The sequence below is a fragment of the Sporosarcina sp. ACRSM genome (assembly GCF_022346545.1).
Lineage (GTDB): Bacteria > Bacillota > Bacilli > Bacillales_A > Planococcaceae > Sporosarcina.
The window spans coordinates 1-16,395 of the sequence record NZ_JAKRNU010000001.1 but is presented as its reverse complement, the minus strand read 5'-3'; the positions used below and the strand labels follow the sequence as shown (position 1 = coordinate 16,395).

At 38.6% G+C, this 16,395-nt stretch carries 16 protein-coding genes and 1 pseudogene; 13 read left to right on the top strand and 4 right to left on the bottom strand.

What is annotated here, in order from left to right; all coding sequences use genetic code 11:
- Positions 1 to 12: 12 nt before the first annotated feature.
- The 5 genes from MHZ95_RS00085 (at position 13) to MHZ95_RS00065 (ending at position 4,046) form a co-directional block, all read left to right on the top strand.
- Positions 13 to 1,239: a Zn-dependent hydrolase gene (locus MHZ95_RS00085; protein WP_239388217.1), complete on the top strand. Its 1,227-nt coding sequence runs from the start codon at positions 13 to 15 to the stop codon at positions 1,237 to 1,239.
- A 349-nt stretch (positions 1,240 to 1,588) separates the two neighbouring features.
- Positions 1,589 to 1,954, top strand: coding sequence for a PD-(D/E)XK nuclease family protein (locus MHZ95_RS00080; RefSeq protein ID WP_239388215.1), 366 nt, complete (start codon positions 1,589 to 1,591; stop codon positions 1,952 to 1,954).
- A gap of 13 nt (positions 1,955 to 1,967) precedes the next feature.
- Entirely contained in the window at positions 1,968 to 2,240 is a 273-nt protein-coding gene (locus tag MHZ95_RS00075; protein WP_239388213.1) for a hypothetical protein, read from the top strand.
- Between the two features lie 40 nt (positions 2,241 to 2,280).
- On the top strand, positions 2,281 to 2,703 hold the full coding sequence (locus MHZ95_RS00070; protein ID WP_239388211.1) for a hypothetical protein: 423 nt from the start codon (positions 2,281 to 2,283) through the stop codon (positions 2,701 to 2,703).
- Positions 2,704 to 2,939: 236 nt separating this feature from the next.
- A complete protein-coding gene (locus MHZ95_RS00065) occupies positions 2,940 to 4,046 on the top strand; it encodes an S-layer homology domain-containing protein (protein WP_239388209.1) in 1,107 nt (368 codons plus the stop codon).
- 430 nt (positions 4,047 to 4,476) lie between these two features.
- Here MHZ95_RS00065 and MHZ95_RS00060 read toward each other — a convergent pair whose 3' ends face one another.
- Positions 4,477 to 4,623, bottom strand: a complete 147-nt coding sequence (locus MHZ95_RS00060) for a hypothetical protein (RefSeq protein WP_239388207.1) — start codon at positions 4,621 to 4,623, stop codon at positions 4,477 to 4,479.
- 243 nt (positions 4,624 to 4,866) lie between these two features.
- Here MHZ95_RS00060 and MHZ95_RS00055 point away from each other — a divergent pair, with 243 nt between their 5' ends.
- The 6 genes from MHZ95_RS00055 to MHZ95_RS00030 all read left to right on the top strand — a co-directional run bounded on the left by MHZ95_RS00055 (position 4,867) and on the right by MHZ95_RS00030 (position 11,768).
- Positions 4,867 to 6,228, top strand: a complete 1,362-nt coding sequence (locus tag MHZ95_RS00055; RefSeq protein WP_239388205.1) for a sigma-54 interaction domain-containing protein — start codon at positions 4,867 to 4,869, stop codon at positions 6,226 to 6,228.
- A 212-nt stretch (positions 6,229 to 6,440) separates the two neighbouring features.
- A complete protein-coding gene (locus MHZ95_RS00050) occupies positions 6,441 to 7,274 on the top strand; it encodes a beta-keto acid cleavage family enzyme (protein WP_239388203.1) in 834 nt (277 codons plus the stop codon).
- A 287-nt stretch (positions 7,275 to 7,561) separates the two neighbouring features.
- Positions 7,562 to 8,530 (top strand): 3-hydroxyacyl-CoA dehydrogenase family protein, encoded by a 969-nt coding sequence (locus tag MHZ95_RS00045; protein WP_239388201.1) that lies wholly within the window; start codon positions 7,562 to 7,564, stop codon positions 8,528 to 8,530.
- 274 nt (positions 8,531 to 8,804) lie between these two features.
- Positions 8,805 to 10,127, top strand: a complete 1,323-nt coding sequence (locus MHZ95_RS00040) for a gluconate:H+ symporter (protein ID WP_239388199.1) — start codon at positions 8,805 to 8,807, stop codon at positions 10,125 to 10,127.
- Positions 10,128 to 10,214: 87 nt separating this feature from the next.
- The gene (locus MHZ95_RS00035) at positions 10,215 to 11,261 is read left to right on the top strand and encodes a ketopantoate reductase family protein (protein ID WP_239388197.1); all 1,047 of its coding nucleotides are present in this window, start codon (positions 10,215 to 10,217) and stop codon (positions 11,259 to 11,261) included.
- Between the two features lie 300 nt (positions 11,262 to 11,561).
- Positions 11,562 to 11,768 (top strand): alpha/beta hydrolase, encoded by a 207-nt coding sequence (locus tag MHZ95_RS00030; protein ID WP_239388195.1) that lies wholly within the window; start codon positions 11,562 to 11,564, stop codon positions 11,766 to 11,768.
- Positions 11,769 to 12,006: 238 nt separating this feature from the next.
- On the opposite strand, the gene MHZ95_RS00025 is transcribed toward MHZ95_RS00030, so the two are convergent.
- Positions 12,007 to 12,837, bottom strand: a complete 831-nt coding sequence (locus MHZ95_RS00025; RefSeq protein ID WP_239389156.1) for an aldo/keto reductase — start codon at positions 12,835 to 12,837, stop codon at positions 12,007 to 12,009.
- Between the two features lie 62 nt (positions 12,838 to 12,899).
- Positions 12,900 to 14,099, bottom strand: a complete 1,200-nt coding sequence (locus MHZ95_RS00020) for an MFS transporter (RefSeq protein ID WP_239388193.1) — start codon at positions 14,097 to 14,099, stop codon at positions 12,900 to 12,902.
- A 196-nt stretch (positions 14,100 to 14,295) separates the two neighbouring features.
- On the opposite strand from MHZ95_RS00020, the gene MHZ95_RS00015 reads away from it, so the two are divergent.
- The gene (locus MHZ95_RS00015) at positions 14,296 to 14,703 is read left to right on the top strand and encodes a winged helix-turn-helix transcriptional regulator (protein ID WP_239388191.1); all 408 of its coding nucleotides are present in this window, start codon (positions 14,296 to 14,298) and stop codon (positions 14,701 to 14,703) included.
- Positions 14,704 to 15,436: 733 nt separating this feature from the next.
- On the opposite strand, the gene MHZ95_RS00010 is transcribed toward MHZ95_RS00015, so the two are convergent.
- Entirely contained in the window at positions 15,437 to 15,700 is a 264-nt protein-coding gene (locus MHZ95_RS00010) for a hypothetical protein (RefSeq protein ID WP_239388189.1), read from the bottom strand.
- A gap of 319 nt (positions 15,701 to 16,019) precedes the next feature.
- Here MHZ95_RS00010 and MHZ95_RS00005 point away from each other — a divergent pair.
- A pseudogene (locus MHZ95_RS00005) lies at positions 16,020 to 16,395 on the top strand (transposase); the annotation flags it as partial.

The window sequence follows — 16,395 nt, the reverse complement described above, 5'->3', positions numbered from 1 at the left end:
GGGGAAATTCTATTGCAAACATGTAATGCAAAAAGATTACAACAACTAATTGAACAGTTTAGCGAATATGGAAAAACAGAGAATAATGGTGTCACAAGGCTAGCACTTTCAGAGGAAGATGTTGCGGCGAGAAGAAAATTGCAAGAACTTTGCGAGGAGCTTGGGATGCATGTCGTTTATGATGATATGGGGAATATGTACGCGACCTTGCAGGGCAAGAAAGACTTGCCACCTATCGTCATGGGTTCTCATTTAGACTCTGTCGTGAAAGGGGGCCGTTTTGACGGTGTATTAGGTGTTTTAACGGCGCTAGAGGTTGTTTCTACAATTAAAGACAACAACATAGAATTAGATTATCCATTGACAATTGTCAATTTTACGAATGAAGAAGGAGCACGCTTTGATCCTGCCATTATGTCATCTGGAGTTTTATCTGGAAAGTTTGATAAAGAAAAAATGCTTGCTACACCCGATAAAGACGGAATCACATTTGGAACTGCGTTAAGGGAAAGTGGTTTTGAAGGCTCAGAAGCAAACCGTCTGCAAGAGGCAAGTACTTTTCTAGAATTGCATATTGAACAAGGGCCAGTACTGGAACAAAACAACCTAGATATTGGGGTCGTAGAAGGCGTTCTTGGCATGGTGTGTCATGAGATTTCTGTTCGAGGGGAATCTAATCATGCAGGCACAACACCAATTTCCATGAGGAAAGATCCGATGTTTACTGCTGCAAACCTAATTGTTGACATGCAAAAGGAACTTGCAAAGCTAGAGGGAAAATTGGTTTACACGATTGGTCGTATGAATGTTTATCCGAATATTCATACGGTCATTCCTTCAGAAGTAACGTTTACGCTAGAAGCGAGACATCAAGACGCTTCAGTAATAGCAGGTGTTACCCGTATCGTCAATGGACTACCATCTGTAGCAAATGAGTGTACTGTTGAGAAAAAGCGCTTATGGGATCGGGACACAGTGAAATTTAATGAAGAAATTGTGAATGCTGTTGAAAGTGCTTGTCATGCTTTAGGATATAAAGGAACCCGTATGTATAGCGGGGCGGGACATGACGCACAATTCATTGCTTCGTATATTCCAACAACAATGATTTTTGTTCCAAGTGTGAATGGCTATAGCCATCGAGAAGATGAACTGACTTCCTATGAAGATTGTGCCAAGGGAGCGAATGTCCTATTAAATGCCGTTCTGAGATTATGTAAGGAGACGGTAAAAGCGTAAGCTGATTGGCTTTTTATTAAATTTTTATGCGACTTACCGAGTTGTTATAAATGTGTTGTCATAGGGGCTATCCAATAAGTCCCCAAAATAAAACAGGTAGAGAAAAACGATGCGTTTTCTCTACCTGTTTATCTTTTGGTTTATGGCATGAAAATAGGTGGCGAATGCCTGCTATTATAGGAGATTGTTTGCTAAGCGGCAATTCCGAATTCAATGTTTTGGCAAGGCACTGCAGTAGAAGTTTTTTATTTCACCGTATATGGTGGAACTGTAGTTTAGAAAGTCAGTGAAAAGAAAAACTATGCTACTATGAGCTTTCTTTAATGCTAATAATCCAGTGTGAAGAGTCATGCCAAACGATCAACAGCAAATTCTCTCCTTAATCGAGAATTCTCAAGAATTCATCTATTTACATAATCACTTCAACCGTTTCAATCCCTTCAAAGTCCTTCAAGTTGATAATTATGAAATTCGTCATTCCAATATGTTAGCCTGGTTGACGGATCCGCAGCGGAATCATGATTTGTATTTCATTAAGAAGTTGATTGTGAAGGTTTTTGTCAATCCTGCCAATTTTGAGGACACGGATAAGATTTCTAATTATGACGTTCTTCAGTTGAGCCGTTATCCTTATCAAGATCTTGTTATGGTTAAAGAGTTGGCGACATCTAATGGAAAGCGAATTGATTTGTTGGCTGTCTCCCGCTGGCATTAAGTAGCGGCTTTAATTGAAAACAAGTTTTGGTCCAATGAATCCGAGGGGACAGCTTGAGGAATATATCGAGTTTGTTCGAACGAAGTATGAAGGATATAAAATCATATCGGAGTTTTTGTCGTTGCAGGATGAGGAGTCTTCCCATGAGGATTATTTGATGCTTGGCTATTCGAATGTTTTGGGTATTCGAAAAAATGTGACGAATGCGAACACAGACTATATGCATCAAGACGTCCATTCTTTCATTCCCTACTACATTGACATTTTAGAGGGGCGGTCAGTTTAAAGAAACGATCGATTTCACTGTAAAGGTCGATAACAGCTTCTTGCGAGAGGCTTTTATTCGATTTGTCCGGAAGTTGGATTGGCCGAACCAGCTTTATACGCCCCATTTCCGTACACCGAACTTCATCGAGCAGACGTGGGGTGAGCATTTTGACGAGAACGACTTGCGTAAGAAATGGTGGATGAATAAGGGCTTGATCGCATGGTTTAAACAGGCGGACAATCGGTTGAAACTGAAGGTGGAAGTTGACCCTTTGCATCATGAAAATCGAATCCGGCTTTTACAAGTATTGAAGGCACGGGAAATCGATGTGAAGGACCGGACTTTTGAAGAAGGCAGGCTGTATACAAGAATCTATAAGGATGCTGATTATCCGGATACTTGGGAGGATAATCTACATCCTTGGTTGAATCTAAGCTGCGGTTGTACCAGATGGATACCTTCCAATCCTTGTTACGATTGATTGACGAGGCAATAAAGATTGGGGACCCGGAAAACTTGGAGTTAGTTGAACCAATTGTTATTCAGACGCAATCTTCATTTTACGTTTGTACATACAGCGCCTAAAGCAGCCAGCCATTTTTTGTGTGCAGATCATGATACTGTACTTAAAGGTAAAATTTCTTTGAAACTATTTCTGAAAAACTACGTCTGTAAGTTGTTTTCATGATAGCGGAAGTAGAAATAGGAGGAAGTTAAATGAAGAATTACAAATTGTTTATCGCAACCATTGCGACAGCTGTTGCTGTTCCTGCCATCGTTTTACCGATGCAGGCAGAGGCGGCAGTGGTAAATCCGTTTAAGGATGTGTCCAAGAATAGTCCGTATTATGAGATTGTCCATGAAATGCGGGATCAGCGTATCATTAGCGGTTACGAAAACGGGGAATTCAGGCCAAGTGAGGTTATCACACGAAAACATGCGGCAGCCCTCGTCAACCGTGCGACCAAATTGCCAACAACAAAGCCGTTCGTTCCATTTAAGGATGTATCCACGAAGAATGCCTTCTTCAACGATGTGAAGAAATTGCAGCAAGCTGGAATTTTTGAACCGGATTCGAAAGGTAACTTCAACCCAAATAAACCAATTACCCGTGCGGAGATGGCAAAGGTGCTAACGATCGCATTCGATTTGAAAGTAAAAGTGGAGTTGGATTTCATGGACGTGCCGAAAGACCATCCGGCGAACCAGTATGTGCGGGCGCTTTATTCGAATGGCATCACAACGGGGGATTTCGGATTCTATTGGCCAGAAAAACCCGTTACGAGAGTGCATTATGCCGTATTTCTCCATCGATTGCTACATATGGATGATCCCATCGATCCATCGGCACCCGCGCTACGACTCCCCGGGCAGTTTGCGGGTATTTCTGCGCAAGAGTTAGAGAGAAATTCTATGACGATGGCCAATACAATGTTGAGTATGCTTAGGCAAAAAGTGACACCACATCCATCCGATTATCTTATTACGGACGTGTTAGAGGGGGGATGGGCCGAAGTGAATAGCTATTCTGCAGGCCATTCTTCAGGGCAAATGGCGAAGGAAAACATTCTTTACTTGAAACGTTTCGTGGACAAGAATTCGGAGTTAGAGGCGATCTTGGATAAATGGCTTCAAGGAGACTTCTCACAAGTCAAAAATGACTACTTTGTATTGAGACGAATTGGGGACTATGAATACGGGAATTGCGATGTTTGCGAAGACCATTCTTCTATTCATATCCGGACCAAAAAAGCAGAAGAACATTTTGTGGTCACGATCTATGGAGAAGAAGGTTTAAAACGGCATAAGGAGCAATGGGACTAAGTGTTCTTGATTTTTGGTGTCAGGCATTCATAAGGGTTGTCTTGTTTATGTGCCTGGCACCATTCACTGTGTATGTAAAAGGAATTTGTTGGACAATCATGCGGCCGATTCTTTAACAAGCCGCTACATAATGTTTTCGAAATGTGCGTTCTCTTATGTCCATAACTTTTCTAAGCTATAAATTATCCAACTAGCTAACGTATAATCATCTTCGATTTTTAACAAACCTTCGTAAACTGGGCGCTATAGTCCAGTTTTTTTGACTCAATGATAAGTGCTTTTAAAAAGTTTTGAATATCTGTACGTATTTGAGGTTTTTAAATTTACCATGTCCATCTGTAATATTTGACCAGATGAATTGTTTAATCTTCTCTGGTTGTACTTCTTCCTCGTTGGTTAGCGTTACTTTCATAGTTGTTCCATTAATATGTTACACTTTCTCAATCTCTTCAGGCGTATTTCCGAGGATAACCATTTCACCATCTGTTGTATCTGCGATAAACGGTTGTTCCTTTACCTCTAAACCCCAACATTCAGCCAATTCTGACCAACTAAAACCTTTAAATTGATTCAGCATTCATTTCAATCATCATTAATCCAAACTCCCTGTAGCTGACGCTTCGTTTTCAGTACAAAAATTTGCTGATTAGAAGAACTGAAGCTAAAATCGCCACGTCCTGAAAGCGCAATGGATATTTATCCTTACCGCAATTCAGGCTATTTTTCATTTTATTGATTACTTGCTACAATTACCAGAGGTATACACAAAACAACTATCAGAAGAAATCCGACCAATGATTAGAAAGGAGTGTATGTAGAAATGAACGAATTAATTGAAGCTGTTGATTATAAGAAGATTTGTGATGAATTATATGATGGAATTTATATCTCTGATGAAGAAGGGAAGACTTTATATGTCAACAAATCCTATAGCAGAATAACTGGATTGGCACCCGAGCTAGTGTTAAATAAGTATGTAAGCGACCTCATGAAGGAAGGTTTATATAAAAATGCAATCACACCTGACATTATAAGAACAAAAAAGCCAATTAACGCGATGGCGGAAATCCGTACAGGGGTAAAAGTATTAATTTCTGGATCACCTATTTTAGATCAGGAGGGGAATTTAAAAAAGGTTGTCGTTATTAATCGTGATATGTCAGATTTATTGGATATGCAAGAAAAGCTTGTGGCATCACAAAATGAAATCGAACATCTTCGAAAATTGCAGGTAACTAATAATTTAATGGGAAAAAGTGATGAAATACAGCCTATTATTCGAATGATTCACCAAGTAGCCGATTTGGATGTAACCGTACTTATAACGGGAGAAACCGGGGTAGGAAAAGAAGTTATTGGAAATGAAATATATAGGAATAGCAATAGACATGGCAAACCTTTTATAAAAGTCAATTGTGCAGCGATACCTGCCAGCCTCTTAGAAGCAGAATTGTTTGGCTATGAAGCCGGATCTTTTACTGGCGCATCCAGTAAAGGGAAAATCGGAATGTTTGAGTTGGCTGACAAGGGCACTTTGCTTTTGGATGAAATAGGGGAAATGCCCCTTGAATTACAGTCAAAACTACTTAGAATCATCCAAGAAAAAGAGGTTACACGAATTGGCGGAACGAAATCGATTAAATTTGATGTTAGGATTCTTGCCGCAACGAATTGTGATTTACATGAACTAGTGAAAAAAGGGAAATTTAGAGAAGACTTATATTACAGGTTAAACGTATTCCCTATACATATTCCTCCCTTAAGACATAGATCCTCCGATATTGAATTATTAGCGAGACATTATTTGGACATTTATAACACGAAGTATGGAAAACAAATATTATTTAACCGCGAAGTGTATGAGGTATTCGAAACGTATAAATGGCCAGGAAACATAAGAGAGTTGCAGAACGTGATTGAGCGCATAGTTATCACGTCAGAAAAATACAAAAAAATTAATGCTGAATTTTCTAGAAAAATATTAAATATGGAGCCCGAAAGTACAGAAATATCAACTGGTGAACTAAGTCTTAAAGAGATTGTCGCCAAAGTAGAGAGACAGATAATAGAAAAGGCATTAAAAGATTATGGGAGTACCAGAAAAGCGGCTGCAATTTTAAAAATTAGCCAATCATCTGTGGTGAAAAAGGCAAAGAAATTAGGAATTCAAATAAGTGATTAAAAAAGGAATCAATGCTGATTCCTTTTTTAATCGAAAATAAATAGTAACAATCGACGGATAATTATGATTTATATTTAAAACCGATGAAATATTTCATCACTTTATTTTTAGGTGAAGAATGAAAGCCTTTAATATAGCGTTTTTATAGTTGGCACACAATTTGCATTATACTAAAGTGAATAACAATTATAGGGAATGCGAGGGATAAAAAGATGGAAAAATTAATCATTACAGTCGCACCAACTGGAGCACAAACCACTAGGGAACATACGCCACATGTGCCATTATCTCCAAAAGAGATTGCAGATTCAGTTGTTGAATCATGGAAAGAAGGGGCAGCCATTGCCCATATTCATGTTAGAGATTATCAAGGAAACAACACACTTGATTTAGACACCTATAAGGAAGTAATCGATCGGGTTCAAGATAAATGCGATATTATTCTAAATTTAACAACCGCAGGCGGATTAGAGAATAATGAGGAAGCCAGATTAAAAGTTTGCGAACTAAACCCTGAAATGGCTACGTTTGATGCAGGGACTATGAACTTTGGACAAGAGGTTTTTTATAATACTCCTATATTTTTGGAGACACTGGCAACAGTTACAAAAGAACGCCAAATAAAACCGGAAATTGAGATATTTGATGTCGGAATGATAGATAACGCATTAAGAATTGCGAAAAAAGGATTATTGGAAGAACCGTTCCATTTTCAATTTGTGTTAGGTGTCCATGGCGGGATGCCAGCGACTCCTAAAAATCTAATGTTTTTAGTGGATAGTATTCCTAAGGATTCAACTTGGTCAGCAATTGGGGCAAGTAAAGATCAACTACTTATTAATACGATGAGTATACTTCTAGGCGGCCATGTTCGAGTGGGCATGGAAGATAGTGTGTATTATAGAAAAGGTGAGTTAGCTACTACTAATGCTCAATTTGTGAAAAGGATAGTGGAGTTATCTAACACGCTAGGAAGAGAAATTGCTACTCCTAACGAGGCTAGGGAGATTTTGGGGCTGAATAGAATCAATCACGCCTTGGCGTGATTGCGTCCAGATTTTGAATCGAGCTTGCTCGATTGACTCCTTTCAAAATCTGTGACATCCGCCGGAGGCTTTATCTTCGTTCAGCGGGCTTTTGAACACCCGCTGAACAGGAAAACAAAACCGCATTCATCTCGCCACCTATAAAGGTGGGAGTCTTCTGCTGAATGAAGATAAATGAGCAAAAGAAATCAAAGAGTACAGCTAATTTGAGTAGATAAATGGAGTTATAATTTTTAGTTTGAAAGCGCTATCAAATTTGGAAATAAGTAAGAGAGTAGGGATGACACATGATAAAAAAAATAGCTGTATTAGGTGCAGGAACAATGGGGAAAAGCATAGCAGAAAACTTTGCAATCTATGGATATGATGTGAACTTATTTGATATTGATGAAGGTAGACTAAAAAATGTGAAAAATGAAATTAAAATTGATTTGGAATTCCTCGCTGAAGAAGGATATATAAAAGATAGTGTAATTCCGGAGACCATGAACAATATTCATTATTTTTCTGACATAAAAGAAGCCGTTGTTGATCGTGATTTTATTACGGAATCGATTCCTGAAATACTGGAGCTAAAACAAGAAACGTTCAAATTATTAGACGATATTTGTCCAGAACAAACGATTTTCACAAGCAATACTTCCAGTCTTGGGTTAAACGATATGATGGCCTTAGTTAGTGAAAATAGAAAAGAACGGATGATGGTTACTCACTATTATAATCCAGCGCATATTATGCCAATTGTTGAACTTTCCTATTTTGGTAATATGCCTGAAGAAGTTTATCAAGAAGTTGAATATCTATTTGAATCTATAAAAAAGCAGTATATTAAAGTTTTGAAAGACGTACCTGGATTAGTAGCTAATCGGATTCAACAGGGGATCGCCAGAGAGGTATTTTCGATTATTGAACAAGGAATCGCTGAACCGGAAGATGTTGATAAAGCATTAATGTTTGGACCTGCATTTCGTTATGCTACTACTGGTCAGTTAGAAGTAGCAGATTTAGGAGGTCTTGATATTTGGAGTATAGTAGGTGATAACCTATTAAAAGTTATGGATAATCGGACAGAAGCGAATCCTTTGCTAAGGGAAAAGGTGAAGGAAGGTAAGTTAGGAGTCAAAACCGGAGAAGGATTTTTCAAGTATAACCCAGAAACACTTGTTCAAACAAGAAATGAATTCAATAAACGTTTAATTTATCAATTAAAGGTTTCGCAAAATTATATAAAAAAGGCACCTATTTCAACAAAGTAAGATTTTGGATGAAGCAACCCTAATTTCCGAACAGCCTGAGGGATAATACGACATTAGCAATTTCAAATGATGGAAATTGTTCCACCTCGGTTGTGTATTGATGCAAAGGCTAATGAACTATTCGTAAAGTTATTACTCGTACGGATCAAGTGACAGCTTTCGTTTTGTAAATCCGTACGAGTTACGATTAACAGATAGATTTGAAACTCGGAAATCTAAATTGGATATAGTCTTGTTTAATATATTTTGAAAAAACTCAGAATGGAGTGGAACTATGCCGCTTATAGCATTGGCTCTTGGGATCATAATATTATTTATTTTAATCATCGTTTTTAAGTTAAACGCATTTCTGTCTCTCTTAATATCGGCAATATTCGTAGGACTTTTTCTAGGAATGGAACCATTAACAATAGTCCAATCAATTGAAGCTGGACTTGGAGGTACATTAGGACATTTAGCCATCATTATTGGCTTGGGTGCAATTTTAGGGAAACTAATATCTGAAGGCGGTGGAGCCAACAGAATTGCAACAACCCTAATTAGCGTTTTTGGTGAAAAAAGAGTAGATTGGGCAATTTGCCTCGCGTCATTTATTTTGGGAATAATTTTATTCTATGAAGTTACCTACATTCTATTGATTCCTATCGTATATACAGTAGCAAATGAAGCAAAGGTTAAGCTAATGAAAGTGGGGATCCCTTTTCTTGCAGCTATATCTATAACACACGTTTTTTTACCTCCACATCCGGGTCCAACTGCTATTGCAGCAGCTTTAGGAGCGAATTTGGGTGTTGTTCTGGGGTACGGGTTTCTTCTAGCGATTCCAGCTACAATTATTTTTGGACCGCTATTCGGTAGGTTATATAAAAATTGGGATATTGAAATTCCAAGCCATTTAGTATCAAAGCAAGAATTTAACATGGATGAAGTTCCATCATTTGCAACTTCCGTTTTAACCGCTTTGTCCCCAGTTATTCTTATTTTGATGGGGGTAATTGCACAATTTTCGATTCCTGAGACTACTACTGTTTATAAAGTTTTAACCTTTATCGGTAATGCTGATATCGCTTTGCTAATATCGCTTTTCATAGCAGTATATGTATTTGGATTGCATAAAAAAAGAAAAACGATGCCTCAATTAATGAAAATCGCGGAACAAGCACTGATTTCTATGGGAGGAATCATATTCGTTCTTGGTGGTGGAGGTGCTTTTAAACAAGTTATTCTAGATAGTGGAATGGCAGATTACATTTCAGAATTCACAAATGGTTGGAATATCTCACCATTTGTATTAGCGTGGATTATTGCTGCTATTATAAGGTTGGCCGTAGGGTCTGCCACAGTTACGGTTTTAACCACTGCGGGAATTATGTTGCCAATTGTTCAAGCAACTGGTGTTAATCCAGAATTGATGGTTATAGCAATCGCAGCCGCTTCGATAGCTTGGGCACCACCAAGTGATGTATCTTTCTGGATGACAAAAGAATACTTTAATTTGACGATTGTCCAAACAATTAAATCAGTTTGTTTTATGTATACTCTTGTTGCAATTTATGGATTACTTGGAGTCCTGGCATTAAACATGTTATTTGGGTAAATGATAAATGCTATATAACGAATAGTGGTGTAACTATCAATTTTTAATGTAGCAATCGACAAAAAATCAATCAAGGGGTGTCTATTAATGAAAATTGGCATATTAGGAGTCGGGTCACTTGGGACAATTATCGGTGCACTTATCACTAAGGGCGGTTATAATATTGATCTAATTGACGTTAATCAGGAACATGTAGATGAGCTTAATCAAAATGGTGCAAAGATAACAGGTTTTTTAAATGAGACAATTCCTGTTAAAGCTAAACATCCAAATGATTTGACTGAAAAATATGATGTAGTTTTTCTTCTAACAAAACAAGTTTACACAAAGGATTCATTGGCATCCATACTTCCTTTTCTACATGAAGATAGTGTAGTTTGTACGCTACAAAATGGAATACCAGAAGAAAGTGTTGCTGCCATTGTTGGGGAGAATCGAACAGTTGGTGGTGTAGTTGGTTTTGGGGCTACTTGGATAGGACCTGGCGTATCGGAACTGGTAACAGAACTAGAAGTAATGAAAAAATATGCTTTTGATATAGGTGAACTAACTGGAGAAATTACAGAAAGAATAAAAACAATACGTGCCATTTTAGAAACTGTTGGTTACTGTGAAATTATCACAAATATTAATGGAATGAAATGGTCTAAGCTGTTAATGAATGCAACTTTTAGCGGTATGTCAGCTGCACTAGGATGCACATTCGGGGAAGTATTATATAATCCCGATGCAATGAGAAGTTTGGCAAACATCGCTGATGAAACGATTAAGGTCGCTCGAGCACATCAAATCCGATTAGTAGAAATGCAGGGGAAAAATTTTGAATTTTTAGAGCTGGAGAATAAAGACGACATTTCTAGGAAAATGGAATTTTACAAAGAAGTATGGGGTCCCCATGTCAATACCAAAGCTAGTATGTTGCAGGATCTAGAAAAAGGCAGAAAAACAGAAATTGATTATATTAATGGATATGTTTCGAAAAAAGGAAGAGAGAAAAATATTCCAACTCCCTTTAATGATTTGGTTTGTACCTTGGTAAATCAATCAGAAAAAACAAAATCGCTTCCTATTTTTGAGGAAAATATCAGCAAGTTTGATTCTTTGAATAACAGTTTTATGAAAGTAATTAAATGACGAAAGATGGTGTAGCAAAGTGGAATGGAACTAACAGATATGAACGGCATAATATTCGGAAACTTAATAGGCACCGCCACGTTGATTGCTAAGTAAGTGTCAAATCAGCCCTCATCTTTCAATAGATGGGGGCTTGTGTATTGTTATGCTAACTTATAAGAACGATACAATTGATATTTAATATTGTTGGCCAGGTTTTTTCCCGACTGTTCTATCCATTTGGGGAAGCGTTTCGCAAAGGTTGCTATGAAGAAGACGTATAGATAGTAAAAGAGTATTTTTCTAAAGTAAGGGCTTGATGTGGAGCAAATTTATGTGCTTGGCTTTAGTCAGAGAGCGGTACTGGCACAGTCATTAGCGTTAACGATGGGCAACGTGATCCACGGCGTCGTAGCGTTAAGTGGCTATATACCAAATTTTGTGAGGTTGGATTATAAGAAACAGGCGGTCAATCATTTGAACATTTTCATTTCGCATGGTGAGTATGATTATATTATTACATCGTAATGGGGGAGGGAAAGTAAGGAGTACTTCGAATCGCTTGATGCGAATGTAACATTTAAGACATACAAGGATGAACACGGTGTCACGCTAGAAAATCATCATGACCTTATCGCATTTTTACGTCAGCATTCATGAGTTTCTGGTGGTTCGATCTCCACCGATGGCAAAGAGGGATTGCGACGACATCGGCCGCATACACAAAGAACCTATCTCGTTTAGGATGATAGGTTCTTTTCATTATTTAAAAATCAAAGTTATCCGGATCTGGACCTACTCGGTAATTCTCATTCATACGATTAATACAATCCATATCTTCTGCTGTTAATTCAAAATCAAAAACAGTTGCATTTTCAATTATACGATGTTCTTTTGTGGATTTTGGGATGGTGATAACGCCATTTTGTAAGTCCCAACGCAAAATAACTTGGGCAACAGACTTTCCGTGCTTATCGGCAATCTCTTGAAGCTCTGCGTTATCGAGCAACTGTCCTTGCATCAGAGGAGACCATGCTTCCAATTGAATAGTATGTTGCTGGCAAAATGCAAGCAAGTCTTCTTGAGTCAAACGTGGATGATATTCCACCTGGTTTATCATTGGCTTAATTTCCGCGTCCTTCATTAAATCTTCAAGGTGGTGAATTTGGAAGTTACTTACTCCGATTGCTCTGATTCTTCCTTCCTTATAAAGTGTTTCTAATGCTCGCCATGCTTCTTTATATTTTCCGGCGACTGGCCAGTGAATAAGATATAGATCCAGATAATCTAAACCAAGTTTCCTTAGGCTTTCTTCATAAGCGGCAATCGTCGCTTCGTATCCCAAATCAGAATTCCAAACTTTCGATGTGATAAATAAATCTTCCCTTGCAATATTCGCTTCACGTATCCCTTGCCCGACGCTTGCTTCATTGCCATAAATAGCTGCCGTATCGATACTGCGATAGCCATTTTCGATTGCAGTTTTAACTGCATGTACAAGCTCTTGCCCCTCTTCTACTTTAAAGACGCCTAGACCTAACCAGGGCATTTCCACACCATTATGCAAAGTTGTTGCAGATTGTAAGTTTTTCATTATTGAATACCCTCCATTTTTAGATAAATGTTGCATTGTGTACTACGCGGTTCCAACCACCCCCTTTAGTACAGATTTAGTGACCGCTGATCTTTTCGTTCCAATATTCGACCGATCCCTGTTATTATTACTGCGATCACAACCATTACAGCCCCAACCCAAGCAGTGTGAATAAGTCCAATCGAATCGGTTACAACCCCGCCTAAATACGCACCAAGGGCAATCCCTGCATTAAACGCAGCGATGTTCATAGCCGAAGCGACATCCACTGCACTTGGTACAAAACGTTCGGCCAACATAACCACATACACTTGAAGCCCTGGAACATTCATGAAAGCGAATAAGCCCATGAATAGTATTGTCACTAAACCAGCGAATTTAAAGGGGGCAGTAAACGTTAATGCAAACAGCACGATCGCTTGCGCAATAAACATATAAAATAGTGCATTAATCGGGTTTTTATTTGACAGCTTGCCGCCGATCATATTACCGATTGCAATCGCAACCCCATAAACGAGTAAGATGATCACGGTGGTTCCTTGTGTAAATCCAGTTATCGTCTGAAGCAAAGGTGATAGGTAAGTAAATACGACGAACGTTCCTCCATAACCTAGCGCCGTAATGCTTAAGACTAGCAGTATGCGGCCGCTTGTCGCAAGCCTAACCTGGTCTCGAATAGTTGTTGGAGTGCTTTTGCGTAAATCCGATGGAACAAGGATACTGTTCGTGATAAGTCCTACAATCCCTATAATAACAATAGCTACAAAGGCAAAACGCCAACCAAACTGTTGGCCAATGAACGTACCAAATGGAACGCCTGTAATTGTCGCAACTGTGAGTCCGGTAAACATGATCGAAATTGCGCTTGCTCTTCGATTTTCAGGAACTAAATCAGCGGCAATCGTTGACCCAATCGACATAAATACACCATGCGAAAATGCGGCGATGACACGAGCGATCAATAAGGTGGTAACACTTGTTGCAACTGCCGCAATGCCGTTACCTACGATAAAGACAAGCATAATCCATAGCAGTAATGATTTCCTTGGCATTCTTGAAGTGAGAGACGTTAAAATCGGTGCGCCTACCATCACACCTAACGCGTACAGTGATACAGTTAGTCCTGCCGTTGAAACCGATATATCTAGATCTTGGGAGATCAACGGCAAGAGCCCCACGCTAACAAATTCAGTTGTTCCAATTGCAAATGCACTTACCGCTAATGCAAGCAATGCAAAGATACTTCGATTACTATCTACAGTCATTCATGCTTCCTCCAATTTTTCTCATGCTGTATGATTGAATTTACGTTGTGTAAAATTAAAATATATAGTGTAAAACTGCCGGCAAATGTTAGTATGAGTCATAGAGTTTTTAAAGAAAAGTACGCACTTTAAAGTAATATAGGCACTAAAAAGTTCTATAGATACTTTTTAGTGCCTATGTATGAGGAGGATAACAATGGTAAAAAAGAAATATAATATATCCGTTGAGGCGACATTAGAAGTGATTGGAGGAAAGTGGAAATGTGTCATTCTGTGCCATTTAACGCACGGTAAAAAACGAACAAGTGAATTGAAACGCCTTATGCCCGATATTACCCAAAAAATGTTAACGCAACAATTACGTGAACTAGAAGCGGATGGCGTCATTAACCGAATTGTGTACAATCAAGTGCCACCAAAAGTAGAATATGAATTGAGTGAATATGGCCTTAGCCTGGAAGGGATATTAGATGCTCTTTGTGCTTGGGGCGAGTTACATATCACGAAGGTCTATGGAGATAAGTTTTCCGTCTTAGAGGAGAGTATTTTAAACGATAAGTTGAAAAATAACGACCTTAATATAACGGATTCGGTTAATAGGTAGAAAATATAAAACGGGTGCCTGTGCGGTGAGCAATTTAGTAAATTCATTATAAATGTATAAAAAAAGATGGCTTCCGACTTGCTTTTATTATTCGATTTGATGAATTGTCATAAATATGTCTGGCACAAACACCCAAGCCTGTACAGCCTGCTCTTTTACACCGCCAACTATCAATCTGACTGTTTTTGGATCAATAGTTAATTGAGCTGAAAGATAATTGGAATGAGAGAAAGCCATAGTCTGTGTAGAGAGTGCGCATGTTGGTGCCTTAGCCGTGTTGTAGGTAGTGTATATTAGCAGAGCCGATGTTGATGATTGGCTCTGTTTTTATGATGTATAACAAGAATGGAAAAGATATAGAAAAAGGAACGGACGGACTAAGCGCCGTCAGTTCCCTCACGTAGAATGCGTCACGCGTGAACTAAGCGCCACGAGTAAAGACAATTCTTATTAATCGTGCTCTTAGTTTGTCTGGATTATGTATGTTTGTCAAGAGGGGAGGAATTATGATTGAATCTTCACCAAACATCAAGATCTCCATAGGGATCCAATTCACCAAATAATTAGGCCAATTGATTATGAAATCCCTAAATAAAGCATGAGCTCTGTTGTTAGCAAGTGATTGTCTGTTGTTTTTTTGAAATTAGAAATTTATGAAATCAGAAATGCATATAAAAAAACGCCTCAAATCCTTTAGTGAAAAGGGTTTGAGGCGTTTTTTTTTGAAGATAGGTTAATTACTAACCACATTTAGGCACCAAGAGAAATTATCCCAAGCGGATTGCCAACCTTTAAATTGCTCGGATGAATCGTCCCAACGGACATCGAATCTCTTCTGACCGTCTACATCCACTAAATACAGTGCAAGGGTATCATCATCCTTAGAGACAGCTAACTTCATACCGGTTTGAAGTTCTTCTTCGGTGAATGGTACGTCTGAAACCGAACGTAGCTGCGCTTGTTCAAATACTTGTTTGTTAATGATTTTGTAATTCATAATAAACCTCCAATAAAACTTTTTATTCATTATATAAGTTCCTACATCATCCGCAAATCATAAGGCTACAAAAGTAAATTCTACATTCATTTAGCGATGAAAACAATAAAAAAATGAATTTGCTTTATTCGGTTAGACCAAGGATTAAGATGTGTTTGCTTTTTTAACAACTTAGAGCAGAAGTCTCCCACCCCAACGCAAAGCGTAGGTGGGGGATGAATGCTTGCCCTTCGATTTTCACCATAAGGCAAACATATGTTTCAAGTTGCGGGATTCGGGGTATAAGACAGTATACTACCGCCTGATTGGAGGGTTGGCAATGATCCGTTGTATGAAGACATCATTCCGTGCTAGCAAGGAAACCATTGACCGATTATTCGAGTGCAACCGGGTTTCAGGCGAAGTTTGGAATCGTTGTTTGGACCTTGCGAAAGAAACTCATTTGAAAACAGGAAAATGGATCACCAAGAGCGAATTGCAAAAAGGAACGAAAGGGACTTTTCCGATTCATTCCCAATCTGTTCAAGCTGTTTGCCATAAGTATCTATTTGCACGTGATTCGGCACGGAAAGCAAGAAAAGCCGGACATCCAAATAAATACCCGTACAAACGAAAAAATCATTTCAATACGAAATGGGCGAACAACGGCTTCAAGGTCTTTGAAAATGGCAAGATCCAATTATCGATGGGGAAGG

Coding starts and splice junctions, on each gene's coding strand:
- MHZ95_RS00080 (WP_239388215.1), top strand. CDS start 1,589: ATGCCAAACGATCAACAGCAAATTCTCTCCTTAATCGAGAATTCTCAA.
- MHZ95_RS00065 (WP_239388209.1), top strand. CDS start 2,940: ATGAAGAATTACAAATTGTTTATCGCAACCATTGCGACAGCTGTTGCT.
- MHZ95_RS00060 (WP_239388207.1), bottom strand. CDS start 4,623: ATGCTGAATCAATTTAAAGGTTTTAGTTGGTCAGAATTGGCTGAATGT.
- MHZ95_RS00055 (WP_239388205.1), top strand. CDS start 4,867: ATGAACGAATTAATTGAAGCTGTTGATTATAAGAAGATTTGTGATGAA.
- MHZ95_RS00050 (WP_239388203.1), top strand. CDS start 6,441: ATGGAAAAATTAATCATTACAGTCGCACCAACTGGAGCACAAACCACT.
- MHZ95_RS00045 (WP_239388201.1), top strand. CDS start 7,562: ATGATAAAAAAAATAGCTGTATTAGGTGCAGGAACAATGGGGAAAAGC.
- MHZ95_RS00040 (WP_239388199.1), top strand. CDS start 8,805: ATGCCGCTTATAGCATTGGCTCTTGGGATCATAATATTATTTATTTTA.
- MHZ95_RS00035 (WP_239388197.1), top strand. CDS start 10,215: ATGAAAATTGGCATATTAGGAGTCGGGTCACTTGGGACAATTATCGGT.
- MHZ95_RS00020 (WP_239388193.1), bottom strand. CDS start 14,099: ATGACTGTAGATAGTAATCGAAGTATCTTTGCATTGCTTGCATTAGCG.
- MHZ95_RS00015 (WP_239388191.1), top strand. CDS start 14,296: ATGGTAAAAAAGAAATATAATATATCCGTTGAGGCGACATTAGAAGTG.
- MHZ95_RS00010 (WP_239388189.1), bottom strand. CDS start 15,700: ATGAATTACAAAATCATTAACAAACAAGTATTTGAACAAGCGCAGCTA.